At 72.7% G+C, this 19,176-nt stretch carries 19 protein-coding genes and 1 pseudogene; 9 read left to right on the forward strand and 11 right to left on the reverse strand.

The annotated features are described in order from the left end of the window. Nucleotides 1–390, forward strand: a 390-nt coding sequence (locus AB0958_RS40510) for a DNA-directed RNA polymerase subunit alpha C-terminal domain-containing protein (RefSeq protein WP_366895494.1), incomplete at its 5' end; no start/stop codon positions are given. A gap of 143 nt (nt 391–533) precedes the next feature. Here the strand turns inward: AB0958_RS40510 and AB0958_RS40515 are convergent. From AB0958_RS40515 to AB0958_RS40525, 3 genes and pseudogenes are all read right to left on the reverse strand, one after another. Then, complete coding sequence (locus AB0958_RS40515) at nt 534–1,658, reverse strand: hypothetical protein (RefSeq protein WP_366895509.1); 1,125 nt, start codon at nt 1,656–1,658, stop codon at nt 534–536. Nucleotides 1,659–1,868: 210 nt separating this feature from the next. Next, nucleotides 1,869–2,123 carry an ATP-binding protein gene (locus AB0958_RS40520; protein ID WP_366895510.1) on the reverse strand — a complete coding sequence of 85 codons (255 nt, stop codon included), beginning with the start codon at nt 2,121–2,123 and terminating at the stop codon, nt 1,869–1,871. A gap of 322 nt (nt 2,124–2,445) precedes the next feature. Next, nucleotides 2,446–2,916, reverse strand: a pseudogene (locus AB0958_RS40525) (hypothetical protein); the annotation flags it as partial. Between the two features lie 45 nt (nt 2,917–2,961). Between AB0958_RS40525 and AB0958_RS40530 the strand changes: the two are divergent. From AB0958_RS40530 to AB0958_RS40540, 3 genes are all read left to right on the forward strand, one after another. Next, complete coding sequence (locus tag AB0958_RS40530; protein WP_366895495.1) at nt 2,962–3,312, forward strand: hypothetical protein; 351 nt, start codon at nt 2,962–2,964, stop codon at nt 3,310–3,312. Nucleotides 3,313–3,441: 129 nt separating this feature from the next. Next, nucleotides 3,442–5,562, forward strand: coding sequence for a PQQ-binding-like beta-propeller repeat protein (locus AB0958_RS40535; protein ID WP_366895496.1), 2,121 nt, complete (start codon nt 3,442–3,444; stop codon nt 5,560–5,562). Nucleotides 5,563–5,688: 126 nt separating this feature from the next. Next, nucleotides 5,689–8,355: a SpoIIE family protein phosphatase gene (locus AB0958_RS40540; protein ID WP_366895497.1), complete on the forward strand. Its 2,667-nt coding sequence runs from the start codon at nt 5,689–5,691 to the stop codon at nt 8,353–8,355. 7 nt (nt 8,356–8,362) lie between these two features. On the opposite strand, the gene AB0958_RS40545 is transcribed toward AB0958_RS40540, so the two are convergent. The 3 genes from AB0958_RS40545 to AB0958_RS40555 are packed head-to-tail and all read right to left on the reverse strand — an operon-like array spanning nt 8,363 to nt 10,787. Further along, nucleotides 8,363–8,701 (reverse strand): STAS domain-containing protein, encoded by a 339-nt coding sequence (locus AB0958_RS40545; RefSeq protein WP_366895498.1) that lies wholly within the window; start codon nt 8,699–8,701, stop codon nt 8,363–8,365. Then, nucleotides 8,698–9,984 carry a SpoIIE family protein phosphatase gene (locus tag AB0958_RS40550; RefSeq protein WP_366895511.1) on the reverse strand — a complete coding sequence of 429 codons (1,287 nt, stop codon included), beginning with the start codon at nt 9,982–9,984 and terminating at the stop codon, nt 8,698–8,700. The genes AB0958_RS40545 and AB0958_RS40550 overlap by 4 nt, the downstream gene beginning before the upstream one ends. Then, nucleotides 9,984–10,787 (reverse strand): alpha/beta hydrolase, encoded by an 804-nt coding sequence (locus AB0958_RS40555; protein WP_366895499.1) that lies wholly within the window; start codon nt 10,785–10,787, stop codon nt 9,984–9,986. The genes AB0958_RS40550 and AB0958_RS40555 overlap by 1 nt, the downstream gene beginning before the upstream one ends. Before the next feature lie 120 nt (nt 10,788–10,907). Here AB0958_RS40555 and AB0958_RS40560 point away from each other — a divergent pair, with 120 nt between their 5' ends. Together AB0958_RS40560 and AB0958_RS40565 are read left to right on the forward strand one after the other, a co-directional pair. Further along, nucleotides 10,908–11,081 carry a CsbD family protein gene (locus AB0958_RS40560; RefSeq protein ID WP_132889636.1) on the forward strand — a complete coding sequence of 58 codons (174 nt, stop codon included), beginning with the start codon at nt 10,908–10,910 and terminating at the stop codon, nt 11,079–11,081. A gap of 222 nt (nt 11,082–11,303) precedes the next feature. Continuing rightward, the gene (locus tag AB0958_RS40565) at nt 11,304–11,756 is read left to right on the forward strand and encodes an ATP-binding protein (protein WP_366895500.1); all 453 of its coding nucleotides are present in this window, start codon (nt 11,304–11,306) and stop codon (nt 11,754–11,756) included. A gap of 6 nt (nt 11,757–11,762) precedes the next feature. On the opposite strand, the gene AB0958_RS40570 is transcribed toward AB0958_RS40565, so the two are convergent. Together AB0958_RS40570 and AB0958_RS40575 are read right to left on the reverse strand one after the other, a co-directional pair. Further along, on the reverse strand, nt 11,763–13,154 hold the full coding sequence (locus tag AB0958_RS40570) for an alpha/beta hydrolase (RefSeq protein ID WP_366895501.1): 1,392 nt from the start codon (nt 13,152–13,154) through the stop codon (nt 11,763–11,765). Nucleotides 13,155–13,347: 193 nt separating this feature from the next. After that, complete coding sequence (locus AB0958_RS40575; RefSeq protein WP_366895502.1) at nt 13,348–13,890, reverse strand: DUF4232 domain-containing protein; 543 nt, start codon at nt 13,888–13,890, stop codon at nt 13,348–13,350. A gap of 129 nt (nt 13,891–14,019) precedes the next feature. Between AB0958_RS40575 and AB0958_RS40580 the strand changes: the two genes are divergently transcribed. Next, nucleotides 14,020–14,676, forward strand: coding sequence for a DedA family protein (locus tag AB0958_RS40580; protein ID WP_366895503.1), 657 nt, complete (start codon nt 14,020–14,022; stop codon nt 14,674–14,676). On the opposite strand, the gene AB0958_RS40585 is transcribed toward AB0958_RS40580, so the two are convergent. Then, a complete protein-coding gene (locus tag AB0958_RS40585; protein ID WP_366895504.1) occupies nt 14,654–15,316 on the reverse strand; it encodes a hypothetical protein in 663 nt (220 codons plus the stop codon). The two genes, AB0958_RS40580 and AB0958_RS40585, sit on opposite strands and share 23 nt — an antisense overlap. Before the next feature lie 281 nt (nt 15,317–15,597). On the opposite strand from AB0958_RS40585, the gene AB0958_RS40590 reads away from it, so the two are divergent. Then, the gene (locus AB0958_RS40590; protein WP_366895505.1) at nt 15,598–16,524 is read left to right on the forward strand and encodes a hypothetical protein; all 927 of its coding nucleotides are present in this window, start codon (nt 15,598–15,600) and stop codon (nt 16,522–16,524) included. Here AB0958_RS40590 and AB0958_RS40595 read toward each other — a convergent pair. Then, nucleotides 16,512–17,123, reverse strand: a complete 612-nt coding sequence (locus AB0958_RS40595; protein ID WP_366895506.1) for a hypothetical protein — start codon at nt 17,121–17,123, stop codon at nt 16,512–16,514. The genes AB0958_RS40590 and AB0958_RS40595 overlap by 13 nt on opposite strands. Nucleotides 17,124–17,176: 53 nt before the next feature. Next, nucleotides 17,177–17,548: a hypothetical protein gene (locus AB0958_RS40600; RefSeq protein WP_366895507.1), complete on the reverse strand. Its 372-nt coding sequence runs from the start codon at nt 17,546–17,548 to the stop codon at nt 17,177–17,179. 236 nt (nt 17,549–17,784) lie between these two features. Here AB0958_RS40600 and AB0958_RS40605 point away from each other — a divergent pair, with 236 nt between their 5' ends. Further along, nucleotides 17,785–19,134, forward strand: a complete 1,350-nt coding sequence (locus tag AB0958_RS40605) for a S53 family peptidase (protein ID WP_366895508.1) — start codon at nt 17,785–17,787, stop codon at nt 19,132–19,134. The last annotated feature ends 42 nt before the right edge of the window (nt 19,135–19,176 follow it).

The following is a 19,176-nucleotide window of genomic DNA, read 5'->3' on the forward strand; positions in this document are numbered from 1 at the left end:
GGCAAGACCCTGGTGGAGCTGTTCGGTCTCGCCCGTGAGCTGAACATCGACGCCGAGGGCATCGACATGGGCCCGTCCCCGACGGACGCCGCCCTCGCCGCCGACCTGGCGCTGCCGATCGAGGAGCTGGAGCTCACGGTCCGCTCCTACAACTGCCTCAAGCGCGAGGGTGTCCACTCGGTGGGTGAACTTCTGGCGCGTTCGGAGGCCGACCTCCTGGACATCCGCAACTTCGGTGCGAAGTCCATCGACGAGGTCAAGGCGAAGCTGGCCGGCATGGGCCTGGCCCTGAAGGACAGCCCGCCCGGATTCGACCCCACGGCCGCCGCCGACGCCTTCGGCGCCGACGACGACGGCAGGACGGGTTTCATGGAGACCGAGCAGTACTGAGCACAGCGTCCGGGCCCCGGGGAGCCGGGCGCCGGGCCCCGGAAGGGGAGCCGGCGCCGGCCACCGGGCCGACCGCACGCACCGGTGGGTGCGGTCGGCGTCGGCCGGATGGGTCTTCGGTCTTCGCGGGTACCGGGCGTCGTTCACGTCGCCGTGTCGAGGGCCTGATCGGGCTCGACGCGTCTGCCGCGGGGCCGGGAGGGGTGCCGACGCCGGTCCCGTACCGGCCGGAGCAGGACGTACGCGGTGGAGACGATGACGAAGCCCAGGCGGATCAGGCCGCGGGCCGCGTCGTCGGGGACGACGAAGACCGTGCCGTACAGGGTGATCAGGCCGATCCAGCTCCACCAGGGCACCAGGCGCCGCTGTCCGATCACGTCCCACAGCAGGGTGCCCAGCAGGACGGAGGCGGTGTAGTACGTGTAGACGCTGGGGTCCAGGGCGATCCGGGCGTTGGCGCCGAGGAGGACGACCGCGGGCCAGCGGCCCCGCCAGACCGCGACGCACCCCAGCGCCAGCCCCAGCGTGGCCTGCGCCGGCCGGTCCCAGGGCGGGGTGCGCGGATCGTCGACGCCGAGCCAGTGCAGCGCGGACGCCGGCTGGTTGGGGATGGTGAACTGGGCCGCCGTCAGCGACTGCGGGGCGTTGAGGAGGAACGGCAGCCAGGCGAGCGCGACCAGCGCCGCGCACCACAGTCCCGCGCGCAGCCACTGCCTCCTCGGCAGGGCGAGCAGCAGGGGCAGGAAGGTCAGCGCGGTCGGTTTCGAGTCCACGGCCAGGGCCAGGAGGGCACCCGTCGCGGCGGGGTTGCCGCGAGTGAGGGCGCCCACGGCGAGGGCCGTGAAGAAGAGTGCCAGGACGTCGTCGAGGTGGCCGAACCGGACGGCGACCTCGATCCACATCGGGATGAAGGCCAGGCCCGCGATCAGCACTCGCTGACGCAGTCGCCGATGGTTGGTGCCGGTGCCCAGGAGCTGCCAGGCGGCGCTGCGCCCCGCCACCACCAGGATCAGCAGACCGAGCAGGGACATCAGGCCGGCGGCCAGTAACTGCCCGGTGGCCTCGGGCAGGGGGTTGAACAGACCCGCCACCAGGAAACTGACCGGGCCCATCTGGAGTTCGGGGTGGTGGGCGTAGAGATTCAGCCCGCCGTCCGCCCTGCCCGAGCCCGCGTAGAGCAACTCGCCGCCCGTGCGCAGGTAGTGCCAGGAGAACCCGCCGTGCGGCTGGACCAGCACGAACCAGAGGGTCGTCCAGGCGGTGAGCATCAGCAGGTGCACCCGCTGGCTGATGGCCGACACGCTTTCTCACTTCCGGTTCTGGTCGCCTCGCTCGGTTTCCCCTGGGGCATGCGCCCCCCTGTGAGAGGGAAGGAAGACAGGACAGGTTCTCGGTGCGAGGTAAGAAGCGTCCACCCGATGTCGTTCGGCGTGCTCAGCGGGCACGCCCGGGTCGAGGCCCGGGCACCGCACCGTGCGTCAGTGCTTCGCCGTCGTGGCTCGCGGCGTGTGCGGCGTCGCTCCGCTTCCCGGCCGCGGTCGCTCGCCGGCCACGGGCCGGAGCCGCACGTGGGCGTCCAGGCCGCCGCCGGGGGCCGCGTGCAGGCTGATCTCGCCGCCCGAGGCGTGGACGAGGTGCCGGACGATGGGCAGGCCGAGGCCGGTTCCGTCGTGGTGGGTGTCGGAAGCCCGCCAGAAGCGGTCGAAAGCCCGTACCCGGTCGGTCTCCGACAGCCCCGGCCCTTGGTCCGACGTGGCACACGCCCCCTGGAGCGCGAGCGAGGGTGATGGCCGTGCCGGGCGGGGACACCCGCAGCGCGTTGGCCACGAGGTTGTCGACGACCTGCTCCAGCGCGCCCGGAATCGCCCAGACCCGGCCGCCGGGAGCGCCGAGGACGGCGACGGCCACGTGCTGTTCGGCCGCGAGCGGTTCCCACATGGCGGCGCGTTCGGCCAGCACGGCGTCCAGGTCGACCGGTTCGGGGGTGCTCGCCGTGTTCTCCGGCCGGGCCGGGGCGAGCAGCCCCTGGACCAAGCGGCCGAGGCGCTCCACCTCGCCGACGGCCTCGTCCAGGCTGTGCTGGACGCGCGGGTCGAGGTAGGGCTCGAAGTTCTCCAGTCGCAGGCGCAGCGCGGTCAGCGGGGTCTTGAGCTGGTGGGAGGCTTCGGCGGCGAACGCGTGCTGGGCCCTGAGCAGGTGCTGGAGCCGGGCGCGATCGTCGGGGTCGGCGCCATCAGGGACGACGGCCGTCCTGACCTGGTCTTCCGTGACACGGGCCCTCGTGGGCGGGGGCCGAGGGGCGTTCGGCCCGGAGCCGGAGCCGTTCGGCCCATGGCGGGGGCGCCGGCCGGGGACGAGGCTCGGATACGAGCGGTGAAGCCGCAGGACGGGGGCCGCCTCGTCCGGCAGGGCCCGCCACGGAGCCCCGGTCGCGGGCCGGACCGTGTTCCCCCTCATCGTGCGGCGACGCCGGGGACCGCGTCGCATGCCCCTCATCTGAGGCTCGTGCGAGGCGCGGCCATCCATCTCGCACCGTCCCACGGCGCGAGAAGAGGCAAGAAAGGTCCAGCCATGCACACTCAGCGCGCGAAGCGCCTCTTCGCGGCCGCCGCTGCCGGCGCCCTGCTGGCCGGCGGAGCCGCGATCGGCGCGGCCGGGACCGCGGTGGCGGCTCCGGCTCACGATTCCTCCTACTCCCACCACTTCAACCGCGACTGCGACGACTGGTGGGGCGGCGACTGCTACGGCGGTGACCACGGTGGCTACAGCGGTGACCACGGTGGCTACGGCGGTGACCACGGTGGCGACCACGGCGGTTACGGCGGTGACCACGGCGGTTACGGCGGTGATCACGGCGGCGGCGGTGACCACGGCGGTGGCGGCGGCGACCACGGCGGTGGCGGAGGCCACGGCGGTCGCTGAGCGGACGAGGGAGAACGCGGTGTGCGGTGCCGGTGACGGTGCCGCACACCGCGCCGCGTCGGCCCCCGCGGCGGCAGGCCCTACGCTGATCCCCGTGAGGCAGGCAGGCGCGGGGAAGGACGAGCGGAGATGACGCCCCTGAGCAGCGGCGACCCGCGCTCCATAGGCGGGTACACCCTTCTCGGCCGGCTCGGGGCGGGCGGTATGGGGGTCGTCTATCTGGGAGTCTCCGCCTCGGGACGGCAGGTCGCGGTCAAGCTCGTGCACGAGCCGTATGCCCAGGAGGACGAGTTCCGGACGCGTTTCCGGCAGGAGATCGCGGCCGCGCGCAGAGTGAGCGGCGCCTTCACCGCGCCGGTCCTGGACGCCGACCCGGACGCCGACCGGCCGTGGATGGCGACGCTCTACGTGCCGGGGCTCACCCTCGCCCAAGTCGTCGAGCGGGACGGCCCGCTGGGCGGACCGGAGCTGCGGGCGCTGGGGCTGGGGCTCACCGAGGCGCTGCGCGACATCCACCGGGCGGGCCTGGTGCACCGGGACCTCAAGCCGGGCAACGTCATGATGACCGAGGACGGTCCGCGCGTCATCGACTTCGGCATCTCGCGGGCGGCCGACAACCAGCGCCTCACCACGACCGGGCAGATGATCGGCACCCCTCCCTTCATGTCGCCGGAGCAACTGTCCTCCCCCCGGGACGTCACCCCGGCCTCGGACGTGTTCTCGCTGGGGTCGCTGCTGGTGTTCGCGGCCGTCGGCACCGGGCCGTTCGACGCCGACAGCCCCTACATCACCGGCTACCAGGTGGTGTTCGGGACCCCGGACCTCGGCGGGGTGCCCGAAGCGCTCCTGGGCGTCGTCGAGCGCTGCCTGGCCAAGGACCCCGCGGCACGGCCGGAACCGACGGACGTGCACCGCATGCTCCAGGAGCTGCCGGAGTCCGACGCCGCCTGGTCCCGGACGACCCGGCCCGCGAAGCGCCGGGTCCGTCCCGCGGCGGAGGGCGCGGCCACCACCGTGCCCCGCACCGGCGGACGGCGCCGCGCCCGGATGCTGCTCACCGGCCTCGGTGCGGCGCTGGCCGTCACGGTGCTCGGGGTCGCGGTGGCCGCCCTCGGCTCGGACCCGGAGAGCACCGCGGCCACCGCCGCCACCGCCCGTGCCGCGACGCTGCCCGACGGCTGGCGCCCGTGGCAGAAGCAGCTGCGGTATGACGTCCGGGGCGTCCCGCTCGATTACGGCAGCCCGGGATGCGTCACCGACGAAGGAGCCCTGTTCTGCGGCGGTACCGGCTTCACGGCCGCCAGGATCGACCCGGCCTCGGGCCGCACCCTGTGGCGCAGCGGCACCCGCCCGCAGGGGGCGCAGCCGGTCGGCGTCCGCGGCGGCCTGGTCTACCTGTACGAGGAACCGGACGACAGGACCAGGCGCGTGGTCGCCCTCGACGCCGGTACCGGGCACCGGCGTTGGCAACGCGACATCAGTCGTTCCGAGGACGCGGTCCTGTACGACGGGGGACTGCTGACCCTGTCCCCCGACCAGGCGTCGTTCGTGGCCTACGGTCCCTCCGGCAAGGAGCTGTGGCGGGCGCCCTCGCTGGACGAGTACTGCACTCCGTCGGCGCTGGGCGGCGTCCCCTACGCGCTGTGCTCGCGGGGCACGGAACCCGGCCAGGCCCCCGTCGAGCTGATGAGGATCCGACCCGGCGGCCTGAGCGAGACCGCCACCCTGCCCGAGAAGGCGCAGGCGCTCGGCGCGGTCGGCGGGCAGCCCCTGTTCCTCGCCCCGGAAACCGCCGAGGACGTGTACGAATCCGGGTACGAACGGCCGTACAACGCGCTGCTGCGGGTGGTCCCGGAGACCGGGCAGGTCAGGCGGACACCGCTGGCCCGTCCGCTGACCGGCGCGGCCACCCTCGTGGGCGGCGTCGTCTACTTCGTCCGGTCCGACGGGTCGGTCACCGCGGTGTCGGCGGAGAGCGGCAGGCAGCTCTGGCAGCGGGTGACGGACGTGGAGAGCCTGTCCGCGCCCGCGGTGTCCACGACGTACGGGCGGGTCTACTTCGCCAACCGCTTCGGCCGGCTGCTGGCGCTGGACAGCCGCACCGGGGCGGAGGTCTGGCGCACCTCGGCGCTGGCCGACCCCGGGGACAAGGCGCAGGCCGATCCGCCGCGCGTGCTGCTGGTCGAGGACGCGATCGTGGCGATGGCCGGCGACACGGCCTTCTCCCGGAGCCCGGACGGGCCCGGCTGACGGACCGTCCGAGAGGCCGCCGCTCGTCACTCACGGTACGCGTACGGACACGGGGTGCCCCCGCATGGGAAGCCGCGCCGTCCGAGGGGTGATGTCGCCTTACGTCTTTGGTGTTATATGAGCGGTATGCACCAACTGCTCCGGCGGTTGTGGTCCCGGCGTGGGATACACAGCGTCGCCGGCCAGATGTTCGGTCTGCAGGTCGCGGTCGTCCTGGTTCTTGTGGCGGCGGCGGTCGTCGCGCTCCTGCTGGAGTCCCGCGGCGATGCCGAGCACGAGGCGCAGAAACGCTCCCTCGCGGTGGCGGCCTCCGTCGCCTCCGACCCCTCGGTGCGGCGGGCGCTGACGGACGGCCGTCCGGGCGCCGCGCTCCAGCAGCAGGCCGAGGAGACCCGCAAGCTCTCCGGCGTGGACTTCGTCGTCGTGATGAGTCCCACCGGCGTCCGCTACACCCACCCGGACCCCGCCCGGATCGGGCAGCACTTCATCGGCAGCATCTCGGCGGCGCTGCACGGCGGCGTCGTCACCGAGACGACCGCCGGAACGCTGGGCCCCTCCGTCCGGACGGTGGTCCCCGTGACCGGCCCCGGGGGGAAGGTCGTCGGGCTGGTGTCCGCGGGCATCACCGTCCACCGGGTGACGCTGGCGGCCGGCCGGGAGATGCCGCTCGTCCTGACGGCCGCGGGCCTGGTGCTCACGGCGGCCACCGGGGGGAGCGCCCTCATCGGCAGGCGCCTGAGCCACCAGACACACGGCCTCGGACCGGTGCAGATGACGCGCATGTACGAGCACCACGACGCCGTGCTGCACGCGGTACGCGAAGGTGTCCTCATCGTGGACCCGCGGGGCCGGCTGCTCCTGGCCAACGACGAGGCCAGGCGCCTGCTCGGGCTCGGGGCCACCGACCTGGACGGCCGGCCCGTCACGGACCTCGGGCTCGACCCGGAGGCCGAACAGCTCCTGCTGTCCGGCAGGGTGACCACCGACGAGGTGATCGAGGTCGGCGACCGGCTGCTGGCCGTCAGCCAGCGCCCCGCGGCCCCGGCGGAACCGGCCGGCTGGGTCGCCACCCTGCGCGACACGACCGAACTCAGCGCCCTGATGGGCCGGGTGGAGCTGGTCCAGGGCCGGCTCAGGCTGCTGTACGACGCCGGGATACGCATCGGCACCACCCTCGACGTGCACCGCACCGCCGAGGAACTGGCGGAGTTCGCGGTGTCCGGGTTCGCCGACCACGTCACCGTCGACCTGACGGACGCCGTGCTGCGCGGCGAGGAACCCACTGCGCCGGACGCCGTGGAACTGCGCCGGGTCGCCCTGGGCGGCAGGCGGCCGGACATACCGTTCTACCCGGCCGGTGACCTCATCCGTTTCGACGCTTCGACCCCGCAGGCGGCGTGCTTCCGTTCCGGGCAGCCGGCGCTGGAGGCCGACCTGGCGGCTTTCTCCGGCTGGCAGGCACAGGACGCGGACCGTGCCCGGCGACTGGTGGCCCACGGCGTCCACACCATGGTCACGGTGCCGCTGCGGGCCCGCGGCGTGATCCTCGGCGTGGTCACCTTCTGGCGTTCGAAGGAGCCGGCGCCCTTCACCCACGAGGACCTCTCCCTGGCGGAGGAACTGGTCGCCCGTGCGGCGGTCAGCATCGACAACGCCCGCCGCTTCGCGCGGGAGCACGCCATGGCGGTCACGTTGCAGCGCAGCCTGCTGCCGCACGCCCTGCCGGAGCAGAACGCGGTCGAGGTGGCGCACCGCTACGTCCCGGCCGAGGCGTCTCTCGGCGGTGTCGGCGGCGACTGGTTCGACGTCATCCCGCTGCCCGGGGCGCGGGTCGCCATCGTGGTGGGCGACGTCGTGGGACACGGGCTGCACGCCGCCGCCACCATGGGCCAGCTGCGTACCGCCGTCCAGAACCTGTCCACCCTCGACCTGCCGCCCGACGAACTCCTCTGGCACCTGGACGAGCTGGTCACCCGCATCGACCAGGACCGGGAGGGGGACGGCGGGACGCCGACGCTGACCGGCGCCACCTGTCTGTACGCGATCTACGACCCGGTCTTGGGCCGGTGCACGATGGCCAGGGCGGGCCACCTGGAACCCGTCCTCGTGCACCCGGACGGCCACGCCCGCCTGTCCGGGGCGGCGGCCGGGCCGCCGCTGGGTCTGGGCGGGCTGCCGTACGAGATGACCGAGGTGCTCCTGCCCGAGGGCAGCAGCATCGTGCTCTACACCGACGGTCTGGTGGAGGACCGGCGGCACGACATCGACGAGCGCATCGAACGGCTCCGCCGTGCCGTCGAACCGGCGGGGCGCACGCCGGACCAGATGTGCCGGGCGGCGATGGCCACCATGCTGCCCGGACCGCCGCGTGACGACGTGGCCCTGGTCGTCGCCCGTACCCGGCTGCTCGACGAGGAGCACACCGCGTGCTGGGAGGTGCCGTCCGACCCGTCGGCGGTGGCCGGGGTGCGTGCGGCCGCCGCCGGGATCCTGCGGGACTGGGGCCTGGAGGAGGAGGCGTTCACCCTGGAGCTGACCCTCAGCGAGCTGGTCACCAACGCCATCCGGTACGGGACCGGCCCCATCGGGGTCCGGCTGATCCACGACCGCAGCCTCATCTGCGAGGTCTCCGACGGCAGCAGTGTGTCCCCGCACCTGCGCCGGGCCACCAGCATGGAGGAGGGCGGCCGCGGCCTCTTCCTGGTGGCCCAGTTCGCCGACCGGTGGGGGACCCGCTACACCGCCGAGGGCAAGGTGATCTGGACCGAACAACGCCTCGCCGCACCGTCCTGACGCGTGGTCAGGGCCCGTCGGCGGCGGGGTTGTCCGGGAGGATGGGGAAGATCTGGTCGAGGCCGACCATCCTGAGCACGCGCAGGGTGTGGGCCGGGACGGCGGCGAGTGCGATGCCGGCTCGGGCGGCGTGCGCGTGGTTGCGGGCGGCGATCAGGGCGGTGATGCCGCTCGAGTCGCAGAACTCCATCCCGGCCAGGTCCAGGACCAGGTCCTGGCCCGGTCGCAGGGGGAGGGCGGCGACCAGGTCGCTCAGCCGGGCTGCGGTGGCGTGGTCGAGTTCGCCGAGGACTTCGAGTACCGGACCCGTCGGAGTGTCGCGGGTGGTGAGGTGCAGAAGGCTCATTTCGTGTTCTTCGTGGTGGACGCGGCGGTGGGGACGCCGAGGGCGAGCAGGGCGGTGTCGTCGTCGAGTCCGTCGCCGAAGCCGTCCAGCAGGCCGGTCAGGGCCTGGACGACGGCGTGTGGGGACCCGCCGGCGTGGTCGGCGGTGAAGGCGCGGAGCGCGTCGTCGCCGTAGAGGGAGCTGCGGTCCGCTCCGGTCCTGGCCTCGGTGACGCCGTCGCTGTACAGGAGGAGGGTGTCCCCCGGCCACAGGGTGGTGGTGGCGGTGGCGAAGTGCGCGGCCGGCACGATGCCGACCAGGAGGCCGCCGGGGGTGGGCAGGAAGTCGGCGGTGCCGTCCGCCCGCAGGACGAGGGCCGGGGGGTGCCCTCCGGAGGCGAGGGTGACGGTGGCCTGTCCGGTCGCGGGATCGGGCTCGGCGACGCCGAATATGGTGGTGCAGTAGCGCGGATCGCCGCCCGTGTACCGCTCGTGGAGCACCTTGTTGAGGGTGGTCAGGGCGGAGACCGGGTCGGGGTCGTGCAGGGCGGCCGCGCGCAGGGTGTAGCGGGTCAGCGAGGTGACCGCGGCCGCCTGCGGGCCCTTGCCGCACACGTCGCCGAGGAAGAAGCCGAAGCGCTTGCCGTCCACCGGGAACAGGTCGTAGAAGTCGCCGCCGAGCCGGTCGGGGGAGGCGGCGCGGTAGTGGGCGGCCGCCTCCATGCCGGGCACCCGGGGCAGTGAGTCGGGCAGCAGCGACTGCTGGAGGACGGCGAGGGCGTCCTGAAGCCGCGCGCGATCGGCCTCGGCCTGTTCGCGCGCCTCCTCCGCCGCCCGGCGGGCGCGCAGCAGTTCCTCCTCGTAGGCGCGGCGGTCCCGGGCGTCGAACACGGTCGTACGGATCAGCTGGGGCTGGCCGTCCTCGCCGTGCTTGACCACGGACGACACCAGCACCGGCATCCGGGTGCCGCCGGGCTGCCGCAGCTCCAGGGCGATGCCACCGATCTCGCCCCGCATCCGCAGCAGCGGCGCGAAGTGCGTCTCGTGGTAGAGCCGGCCGCCCACGGTCAGCAGGTCGGTGAACCGCATCCGGCCCACCACCGCCTCCCGGTCCAGGCCGAGCCAGCCCAGCAGCGTGGCGTTGATCTTGGCGATGGTGCCGTCCATCAGCGTGGACAGGTATCCGCACGGGGCGCTCTCGTACAGCTCCTCGGCGCTGTCCTCCAGCAGGGCGGCGAACGCGGCGTCCGCCGCCTGCCTGCCGTCCGCGTCCTGAGGGTCGGGCTGCTGCCCGGCCCGGCACATCATCGCAGGCCCGCGAGGAAGGCGGTGATCGCCTGGTTGGTGGCCTCCGGCGCGGACAGGTGCGGGCAGTGCCCGGTGGCGTCGAGGGTGACCAGCGTCGCCCCGGGGATCGCCCGGTGGACGTAGGCGCCCACCTCGCGGGGCGCGATGGCGTCCTGGGTGCACTCCAGTACCAGCGTCGGCACGCTCACGGTCTTGAGGTCGTCTCTGGAGTCCGAGAGGAACGTGGTCCGGGCGAAGACGCGCGCCATGTCCGGGTCGGTGGCGCAGAAGCTGTTGGCCAGCTCCTCCCCCAGCTCGGGGCGGTCCGGGTTGCCCATGATCACCGGTGCCATCGCCGTCGACCAGCCCAGGTAGTTCGACTCCAGCGAGGCCAGCAGCTCGTCGATGTCGTCGGCGGTGAAGCCGCCCCGGTAGCCGTCGTCGTCGATGTACCGCGGTGACGGGGCGACCATCACCAGCGCGCCGATGCGTTCCGGAGCCAGGCCGGCGGCCAGTACCCCGATCATGGCGCTGACCGAGTGCCCCACGAACACCGCGTCGCGCAGGTCGAGAGCCTCGCAGATCTCGGTCACGTCCTGGGCGTAGCCGTCCAGCGAGGAGTAGCGGTCCGCCGAGAACGCCCCCAGGTCCGAGCGGCCCGACCCCACGTAGTCGAAGAGCACCACCCGGTATTCCTCGGCCAGTGCGGGCACCGTGAGCCGCCACATGTTCTGATCGCAGCCGAACCCGTGCGCGAGCACCACCGTCGGTCCCTGCGGGTTTCCGACGATCGTGACGTTGTTCCTGCGATCGATGTCCATGACCTCACCCTCTCAGACTTCTCGCTGTTCCCCGTGGGTGCCCCGTTTCCGCCGGGGAAGGCGGGGAACCCGCGGCTTTACCGCGACAGCGGCACCGACGTCCAAGAGGAGGCATGTTCCATGACTGCCGGCGAGAAGGCCAAGGCGAAGACCGAGCAGGCCGAGGGGAAGACCAAGGAGACGCTGGGGAACGCCGTCGGCAACGACCGCATGGCCGCCGAGGGACAGGCGGAGAAGAGCAAGGGTGACGCTCGGGAGGCCAAGGAGAAGACCAAGGACGCGTTCAAGCACTGAGGTCTCCGCAGCCACGCCCAGGGCCCTCCCGGAACGATCCGGGAGGGCCCTGTTCGTTTCTCCGGCACCGGCCGCCTCACCGGTCACCCCCCATGAACAAGGTGATTTCGGGTAAATGAGCTGAAGTGAAGGTAAGAGCCCGCGACGAGAGGACACGGGAGGCAAGGAGGAGAGAGGACACGTAAGGCAAGGACGCCAAGGACGACCCACGGGAAGAGTTCTATGGTCACCCCGCTGAAGAACCGGGCATCGGACGAACAGGAACCCGCTGCGCCCCTGCGTTACAGCGTCGCCTGGGACGCGGCGGACGCATCGATCGCCGACGCCCGGGCCGCGGTGCGCACGCTGCTGGCCCGGGCCGGCCACGACCCCGGCGACCGGCCGAGCCAGGACGCCCAGCTCGTCGTCAGCGAACTGGTCACCAACGCGCTGCGGCACGCGCCGGGCCCCGCGGCTCTGGCGCTGGAGGTGTCACCCGACGCGGACCTGCTGCGCATCACCGTGAGCGACAGCTCCCCCCGACCGCCCCGACTGCCCGCCCACGACGCCCGCCGCATCGGCGGCCACGGCCTGCACCTGGTCACCCGGCTGTGCGGCCGGCTGCACACCGTCCCGCAGGCGACCGGCAAGAAGGTCGTCGCCCACCTCCGCCTGCGCGGGTCCGCCGCCTCCTAGGGGACGTCAGCGGCGGCCGGGACGGGCCGGGTCGGGACGGCCGACCGTCAGCGGCGCCGGCCGGTACGGCACGTACGCCGCTCCGTCCAGGCCCAGGGCGGTGGCCGACCTCTGGAGCGCGGCCGGGGTCGCGGCGTCGTCCCAGCGGCCGGTGTCCACGCGGTGTTCGAGAGCGTGCAGGGCGGCCACGGTCTCGGCGGTGGTGAACGCGCAGTGGCCCTGCCGCTCGACGTACGCCTGCCGCAGCAACGCGCCGTCGCGGGCGGCTCGCACGCGGGCGGCGAAGCGGTTCTCCTGCTGCACCGGGACCAGGTTGTCGGCGGTGGTGTGGACGTCGAGCAGGGGCACCCCGAGTCCCTGGCCCGCGGAGGACGTGCGCTGCGCGGTACGGACCGCGGCGGGATCGGCGTCGTAGCCGGCGCCCTCGGTCAGCGTCCGCAGGTCGGCGTCGAGGGACAGCCCGGCCGCCCGGTACAGGGCGCGGACCTGGGGCGCGTGTTCGGAACCGGCGAGCAGCCGGGCGTAGTCGACGCCCCGGTTCCAGGAGTTGTCGCCGCCGACGGACTGCTCGACGGCGTACCGGCCGCCCTCGACGAACGCCAGGATGCCCTGCGCGAACCAGTCGTACTGCTGCGCCTCCTGCCCTGCCCAGTCGGTCGCGGCGGGGCGGGTCTTCCCGGGGGACCAGGCGGGCAGGTTGAGGAAGGCGGCGGCGAGCGCGACCCGGGCGCGGCCCCGGGGGGTGCCCTGGGCGGCGGTGACGGCGGCGGTGAGCCGGTTCGCGGTGGCGGCCGCCTCGTCGGCGGAGCCGAACCGGACCAGCTTGACGTCCTGTGCGGGCAGCAGCAGCCGGGCGATCGTGTACTCGGCGTCCAGCTGGTAGTTGTCCAGGTCCGTGGCGCCCGCGACCAGGCCGCACTGGCCGAGGGCGCCGTCGATGCGGCCGGCGCCGTCGCGGGCCAGCTGCGCGTTCACCAGGCCGCCCATGGACTGGCCCACGGCGATGGTCCGCCGTGGCGCGCCGATCTTCGCGGTGACGGCGTCGAGGGTGGCGAACTGGTCGCGTTCGGCGCTGTTCAGGGCCCACATCGAGCCGTGCGGGTCGTAGGACGAGCCCGCCAGCGCGTAGCCCTCGGCGAGCAGTTCGGTGCGGACGGCGTCGGTGGGGGCGTCCCTGGCGACGGTCGGGCCGAAGCCGTGGCTGAACAGCAGCAGGGTGCCGTTCCAGTGCTCGGGTACGTCCGCCGTCCAGGTGGCGCCGTCCGAGAGGGTGCCGGTGAGGTTGCCGGCGGCCGGGGCGGCCGCCTCGGCGGCGGGCGCGGGCAGGGCGGTGAGGGTGGTGGTGGCCAGCGTGGCGAGGGCGGTGAGGGCGATGCGCAGCCGGGTGCGGACGGGCATGGAAGCGGCTCCTTGCGGGTGGGGGCGGGGAGCGGGTGCCGAGCCAGGACACCGAGGAATGTAGGGCTGATTTCTTACCGCCGTCAACGCGTTGCACAACAATAGGTCGGAGTGGTCCGGCGCCCCGTCCGGGTCCGGACGAACGCCGCGCGGTCAAGGCCCCCCCGAGCCCTGACCGCGCGGCCGCTGGGGACTACTGTCCGACCGGGTTCAGGTAGGTGCCCGGGTGGGTGGCGCCGTCCTGCTTGAGGATCTGGCCGCCGAACGGCCACTTCAGGGTGAAGTGCTTCGTCTCGTTCGGCGGGGTGACCAGGAACTTCGCCGGGACGAACTTCTCCTTCTGCGGCGTGGACCTGGCCACGGGGAGCAGGTTGACGCTGAAGTCCGTGGTGTCCCCCCGGCCCAGGGTGATCTTCGTGGGCCTCTTGGAGGAGCGCACCAGGGACCAGGTGCCGTCGGTCCGCTGGGCGCCGACCATGTCGACACCGGCGAAGCCGGACAGGGTGCAGGTGTGGTTGCTCTTGTTGGTGAACCAGATGAACGCCTGTGTCTGCTTCCCCACCTTCCCCATCTCCGGCTTCGCGTCGTCCCCGGTGGCGAAGCCGGCCTTCAGGTCGGCGGTGTGGCAGCGCGCCGGCGCGGCCTTGGCGGTGGCGGCCGAGGCCGGGACGGCGGCGACGGCGGTGCCGGCGGCGACGATCGCCGCAAGGGCCACGGCGGTCATTTTGGTCTTCATGGCGTGTTCGGTTCCCCTCGAATACGACTTGGTGCGCGAGGTCGGCGCGCACTCACGCACCTGTAGACGCTCGATGCCCGGCGGAGGTTCGGTGCGGGGACGACCTTTTCCGCCGCGTACGGTGGGGACATGGCGCCGCCTCTGCCCGGACCGCTGGCCCACCTGGCCCCGCTGCTCACCCACTACGGCTACTGGGCCGTCGGTGCCGTGATCTTCGTCGAGGACTTCGGGGTCCCCGCGCCGGGGGAGACCATCCTGATCGCCGCGGGGATCTACGCGGGCGCCGGACAGCTGAACATCGTGGCCGTGGCGGCCATCGCCTTCGTGGCCGCCGTGGCCGGGGACAACATCGGCTACCTGATCGGCCACACCGGCGGCCGGGCCGTCGTACACCGCTGGGGCCGGTACGTGTTCCTGACCCCGGAGCGCTTCCACGCCGCCGAGGAGTTCTTCACCCGCCACGGCGGCAAGATCGTCGTCGTCGCCCGCTTCGTCGAGGGACTGCGTCAGGTCAACGGCATCGTCGCGGGCACCAGCGGGATGCCCTGGCGTCGTTTCCTCGTCTTCAACGCCCTGGGCGCCGCGCTGTGGGTCGGCCTGTGGGCGAGCCTGGCCTACGCGGCGGGCACCCACATCACGGCCGTCTACGACGAGATCGCCCGCTACCAGCGCTACGCCCTCGTCGCCCTGGGTGTCCTGGTCGCCGCCCTGGTCCTGCGGCACGTCCGGCGCCGTCGGCACCGGAAGGGCCCCGGTGACCGGGTCACTGGAGGCCGAGACGGCTGAGGGCGGTGGTCCAGTCGGTGACGATCGCCTGCTGTGCGGCGGCGAGCGTGATCCGGCCGGCGCAGACCGCGGTGTGCAGCTTGGTCTCCACCGGGTCCTTCCTGTTGTTCACCCCTTGGCTGTCCTTGTGGCCGGGGTCGGCCGGTTCGACCCACAGGTTCCGGTCGTCGTTGGGATCGCCGCCCAGCTGGAGGCTTATGAGGTGGTCGTACTCGGCCTCCGACATCTTGCCGGTGAAGCCGTACGAGGCGGCGTTGAGCCTCTTCTCCTTGCCGGTGACGTACGCGGAGGGGCGTACGCCGGAGGTGTAACCGCCCTTGCGGCATATCGTCGACTTCAGGTTCGCCTGGGTGACGGCGGGGGAGACGGCGCCGGGCGTGCACTTCGGGTCCTCCAGCGGCTCCCCGTGCTCGTAGCGGTAGTGGCAGGAGTCGGCCGCCGGCTGCTGCTGAACGGTGTAGTTCCGCTGCGGACCCGCGCCCGTCGCGATGGCCGGCGCCGGGCCGGCCTTCCCCGGTGCCCCGGCCCCGGGGCTGCCGCTCCCGGACGGCGTCGATGTGCCGAGCGAGGTGGACTTGCAGCCCGCCAGCAGGAGGCAGGCGAACACGACGGGCGGTACGAGACGGCGGGCAGAACGCATGACGACCCCTCAAGGGCAGGCGACGACTGAGGGGATACTGCCCTACCGGGTCCGGGCCCTACCGCCCGGGGCACCGCGCGAACGACGCACCCGACGCACGGCGCGGGCCACCCCCGGGTGACGTGAGCCCCCGAGGAACCGGTCGGCGCCCCGAAGCTGACGGCCCGTCATCCCGGAGGCCCCGCTATTGCACAGCTGTGACAGTGAGCGCACAGCGCTGTCACCGGGTACGGGAAGACTTCTTCCATCGCAGCGTCATCCACATGCCTGGGGGAACCCCGATGTCCGCTCGTCGCCGTAGGACCACCAAAGCCGCCACCGTCACGGGTGTCGCCGCCCTGCTCGCCCTGTGCGGCGCGGCCGCCACCGCGACGGCCGCGCCGGCCGCCCGCGCGGTCACCGTGCCCAGGGGGCTCACCCTCAGCGACGGCACCCGGCACGTCCTGGTCGGCGGCAGGTCGATCGACTTCGGCACCACCGTCCGCGACCTGGCCTGGAACCCCGGCGGCAGCAAGGCCGCGTTCGTCGACGGGCACGGCGACCTCGTCGTCTCCGACCCCGACGGCAGCCACCGCGTCACCGTCGCCGTCAACCCGGGCGGACAGACCTGGTCCCACCCCACCTGGCAGGTGACCGCCGCCGACCGGGCGAACCACATCCCCGCCAAGAACAACCTCATCTTCTCGGCCAGGGTCCACGGCAGCACGGTCCTGGAGGGCATCAAGGCCACCAGCAACCACGGCAGGCCCGCGAAGATCAGCCTGAATGGCGACCCGGGCGACGGCGCCGTCCCCCAGACCGGCAACACCTGGCCGAACGTCGGCGGCGACTACGGCACGTCCGTCTACGAGAACACCCGTACCGGCGAGGTCTACATCCGCGACGACTACCTGCGCCAGCAGGGCGGCGCGCTGACCAAGGGTTCCGAGCCCGCGCTCGCCCCCGATGAGGAAGAGGTCGTCTTCGTGCGCTCGGTGCACGGGCACGACCACCTCTTCGTGGAGGAGTTCGGCGGCTCCACGAACGTCGTCAAGGACGTCACCCCCGGCGCCGGCACCGACTACACCGAGCCCGCCTGGTCGCCCAACGGCAAAACCATCGCCTTCCGCGCCCCGACCGGCACGTACACCGTCACGAAGACCGCCCACGGCTTCGGCAGGCCCGTCAAGGTCTCGGGCCACACCGGCCTGCCCGCCTACCGCGGCTGACCGCCTCCGCCCAACCGGCCGCCGGAGCGGGCCAGTTCGGCCTGGAGCTCCGGCAGGTGCTGGTCGGCCGTGTCATGCGGCAGGTACTCGACCACATCCAGGAAACGGAACAGGACCTGGGTTTTGGTGACGGCGAACTCGTAGTCGCCGTACCCCACCACGGCACCCATCTCGCCCCGCACGGCGCCCCGGACGACATGCGCGGTCATGTCGTCCGGGTGCTGTGCCGTCAGCCCCCGGCGCGCGTTGGGGCGCGCCAGGTACGGGCAGACCATCGAGGCGTAGAGCATGCACGCGCGGTGGCCCGGGGCCTCCAGGGTCGCCGCCATGTTGCGGTACGGCCGTCCGGCGGCGAGCGCCTCGCGGATCGCCGCGCTCTCCGCGGCGCCGACCACCCGCCACACCGGCCCTCTGGGAATCAGGGTGTTGCAGACCGAACACAGCCGCTGCCGCGCGCACTCGGCGCTGCGCCCGTAGTCGGTGAGCGCGAACTGGGGCTCGTCGCCCTCCCACGGGGTGATGGCGGGCACCGGGTACCCGCGGCTGTCACGGGGCCGGGCCTCGACGGCCGCCGGCATGGGCACGGAATCGAATCGCACACCCCATGGTGGACCAGACGGCCCCGGCGCCGCGACGGTTGCCCGGGTGTGCGTCAGCCGGCCGGGCAGCCGAACCAGTTCACCGTGGAGTGGTCGACCGTGTAGCCCAGGCACCTGACGGTCCTGTCGTGCAGGGTCTCGGTGCGGTCGACCGCACCGGTCTGGTAGTCCGTCCGGTAGTGCGGCTGGACGAGGGTGTCGATCTCGACGGTGTACCAGCGGCGCTTCTCCTCCGGCAGGCTGCAGTTGTGGCCGGTGATGTTGCGGCTGGGGCCCTGGTCCTTCCAGACGGGCCGTTCGGCGCGGTCGCAGTGGGCCTCCGCGGCACGGGCGCCCGCGGGTACGGCGCCGGTGCCGACCAGGGCCGTCATGCCGGTGGCCACCGCGGCGGTGACGCCGAGCAGGCGCTTGAGGGTGGGGTTCATCGAGTGGTCCTCCTGCCGACTGGGGTGACGGTCCGAAGTCGCCTGTCACCGTAGTGTGATCGTCACATCTGTCGGGCGGTCCGGCTCGTCGGCCGGACGCGCGCTCGTCCGACCTGGTGACGGCACCCCGTGACCAGGTAAAGGGTTCGGCATCGTCGGTTCAACGGTCTTGATATGCGCATGACCTTTTCGATGGGATGCGCGAGACCATCCTCGAAATACCAGCAGGGGGATCCATGCACATAGCCCTCACCGGGCGGGGCGTCGCGGCTGCCACGTCCGTCGCCGCCCTCGCGGTCGCCGCACTGGCGACCGCCGCCCCCGCCGCCGCACCGCACACCCTCGCGGTGCCGGCCGTCGTCGGGCACACCCTGGTCCACGGCGTGAGCGACCCGCTCTCCAGCGCCCAGTGCCAGGCCAAGTGGCACATCAACTGCTACGGGCCGCTCCAGTACCGCACCGCGTACGACCTCAACCCCCTGTACCGCAAGGGGATCACGGGCAAGGGACGCACGATCGTCATCGTCGACTCGTACGGTTCCCCGACCGTGCAGCACGACCTCGACGTGTACAGCAAGCAGTACGGGCTGCCCAGCACCAAGGTGAAGGTGGTCAAGTGGGGGCACGTGCCCGCCTTCGACCCCAAGAACTCCGACATGACCGGGTGGGCGGGCGAGACCACCCTGGACGTCGAGATGGCGCACGCGGTGGCGCCCGCCGCCAAGATCGTGCTGGTGGAGACGGCGGTCGCGGAGACCGAGGGCACCACCGGTCTGCCGGAGATGATGAACGCCGAGAAGTACCTGATCGACCACGGCGTCGGCGACGTCATCAGCCAGAGCTTCGGCGCCACCGAGAACACCTTCCCCGGCTTCGACAAGGGGAACTTCTCCAGCATCAAGAACCTGCGGTACGCGTTCCAGGACGCCGACCGCAAGCACGTCACCGTGCTGGCCGCCTCCGGTGACGGCGGCGCCACCGACCTCCAGGCGGACGGCAAGACGTACTACAAGAAGCGCGTCAACTCCTGGCCGTCCTCTGACCCGCTGGTCACCTCCATCGGCGGCACCCAGCTGCACCTGAACGACAAGGGCGAGCGCGTCAAGCCGGACAGCGTCTACAACGACTACGGCTCGGGCGGCGGCGGCCAGTCCCACGTGTTCACCCGCCCGTCCTTCCAGAACGGCGTGAAGAAGGTCGTCGGCACCCGCCGCGGCACCCCGGACGTCTCGATGGCCGCCGCGGTCAACGGCGGCGCCTGGATCTACTCCAGCTACGACCCGACCGCCGTCGGCTGGGACGTCACCGGCGGCACCAGCGAGGCCACCCCGCTCTTCGCGGGCATCGTCGCCCTCGCCGACCAGGCGGCCGGGCACCGGGTGGGCAACATCCAGCAGGCCCTGTACCGCCTCGCCGCCCACGCCAGGGCGAACGGCATCGTCGACGTCAACGACGGCACCGACAACTCCTACCAGGGAGTGACCGGTTACAAGGCGGTCAACGGCTACGACCTCGCCACCGGCGTCGGCACCGTCGACGCCCTGCGCTTCGTCCCGGCCCTCGCGAAGGCGAGCCGCCACGGCTGACGCCCCTCGCGGTGCGCGGACGGCGGCCCGGGTTCCGTACCC

The sequence above is a fragment of the Streptomyces sp. NPDC006655 genome (genome assembly GCF_040703965.1).
Lineage (GTDB): Bacteria > Actinomycetota > Actinomycetes > Streptomycetales > Streptomycetaceae > Streptomyces.

Coding starts and splice junctions, on each gene's coding strand:
- AB0958_RS40575 (WP_366895502.1), bottom strand. CDS start 13,890: ATGAAGACCAAAATGACCGCCGTGGCCCTTGCGGCGATCGTCGCCGCC.
- AB0958_RS40555 (WP_366895499.1), bottom strand. CDS start 10,787: ATGGACATCGATCGCAGGAACAACGTCACGATCGTCGGAAACCCGCAG.
- AB0958_RS40550 (WP_366895511.1), bottom strand. CDS start 9,984: ATGTGCCGGGCCGGGCAGCAGCCCGACCCTCAGGACGCGGACGGCAGG.
- AB0958_RS40515 (WP_366895509.1), bottom strand. CDS start 1,658: ATGCTCACCGCCTGGACGACCCTCTGGTTCGTGCTGGTCCAGCCGCAC.
- AB0958_RS40545 (WP_366895498.1), bottom strand. CDS start 8,701: ATGAGCCTTCTGCACCTCACCACCCGCGACACTCCGACGGGTCCGGTA.
- AB0958_RS40590 (WP_366895505.1), top strand. CDS start 15,598: ATGTCCGCTCGTCGCCGTAGGACCACCAAAGCCGCCACCGTCACGGGT.
- AB0958_RS40585 (WP_366895504.1), bottom strand. CDS start 15,316: ATGCGTTCTGCCCGCCGTCTCGTACCGCCCGTCGTGTTCGCCTGCCTC.
- AB0958_RS40600 (WP_366895507.1), bottom strand. CDS start 17,548: ATGAACCCCACCCTCAAGCGCCTGCTCGGCGTCACCGCCGCGGTGGCC.
- AB0958_RS40580 (WP_366895503.1), top strand. CDS start 14,020: ATGGCGCCGCCTCTGCCCGGACCGCTGGCCCACCTGGCCCCGCTGCTC.
- AB0958_RS40540 (WP_366895497.1), top strand. CDS start 5,689: ATGCACCAACTGCTCCGGCGGTTGTGGTCCCGGCGTGGGATACACAGC.
- AB0958_RS40560 (WP_132889636.1), top strand. CDS start 10,908: ATGACTGCCGGCGAGAAGGCCAAGGCGAAGACCGAGCAGGCCGAGGGG.
- AB0958_RS40530 (WP_366895495.1), top strand. CDS start 2,962: ATGCACACTCAGCGCGCGAAGCGCCTCTTCGCGGCCGCCGCTGCCGGC.
- AB0958_RS40565 (WP_366895500.1), top strand. CDS start 11,304: ATGGTCACCCCGCTGAAGAACCGGGCATCGGACGAACAGGAACCCGCT.
- AB0958_RS40535 (WP_366895496.1), top strand. CDS start 3,442: ATGACGCCCCTGAGCAGCGGCGACCCGCGCTCCATAGGCGGGTACACC.
- AB0958_RS40570 (WP_366895501.1), bottom strand. CDS start 13,154: ATGCCCGTCCGCACCCGGCTGCGCATCGCCCTCACCGCCCTCGCCACG.
- AB0958_RS40605 (WP_366895508.1), top strand. CDS start 17,785: ATGCACATAGCCCTCACCGGGCGGGGCGTCGCGGCTGCCACGTCCGTC.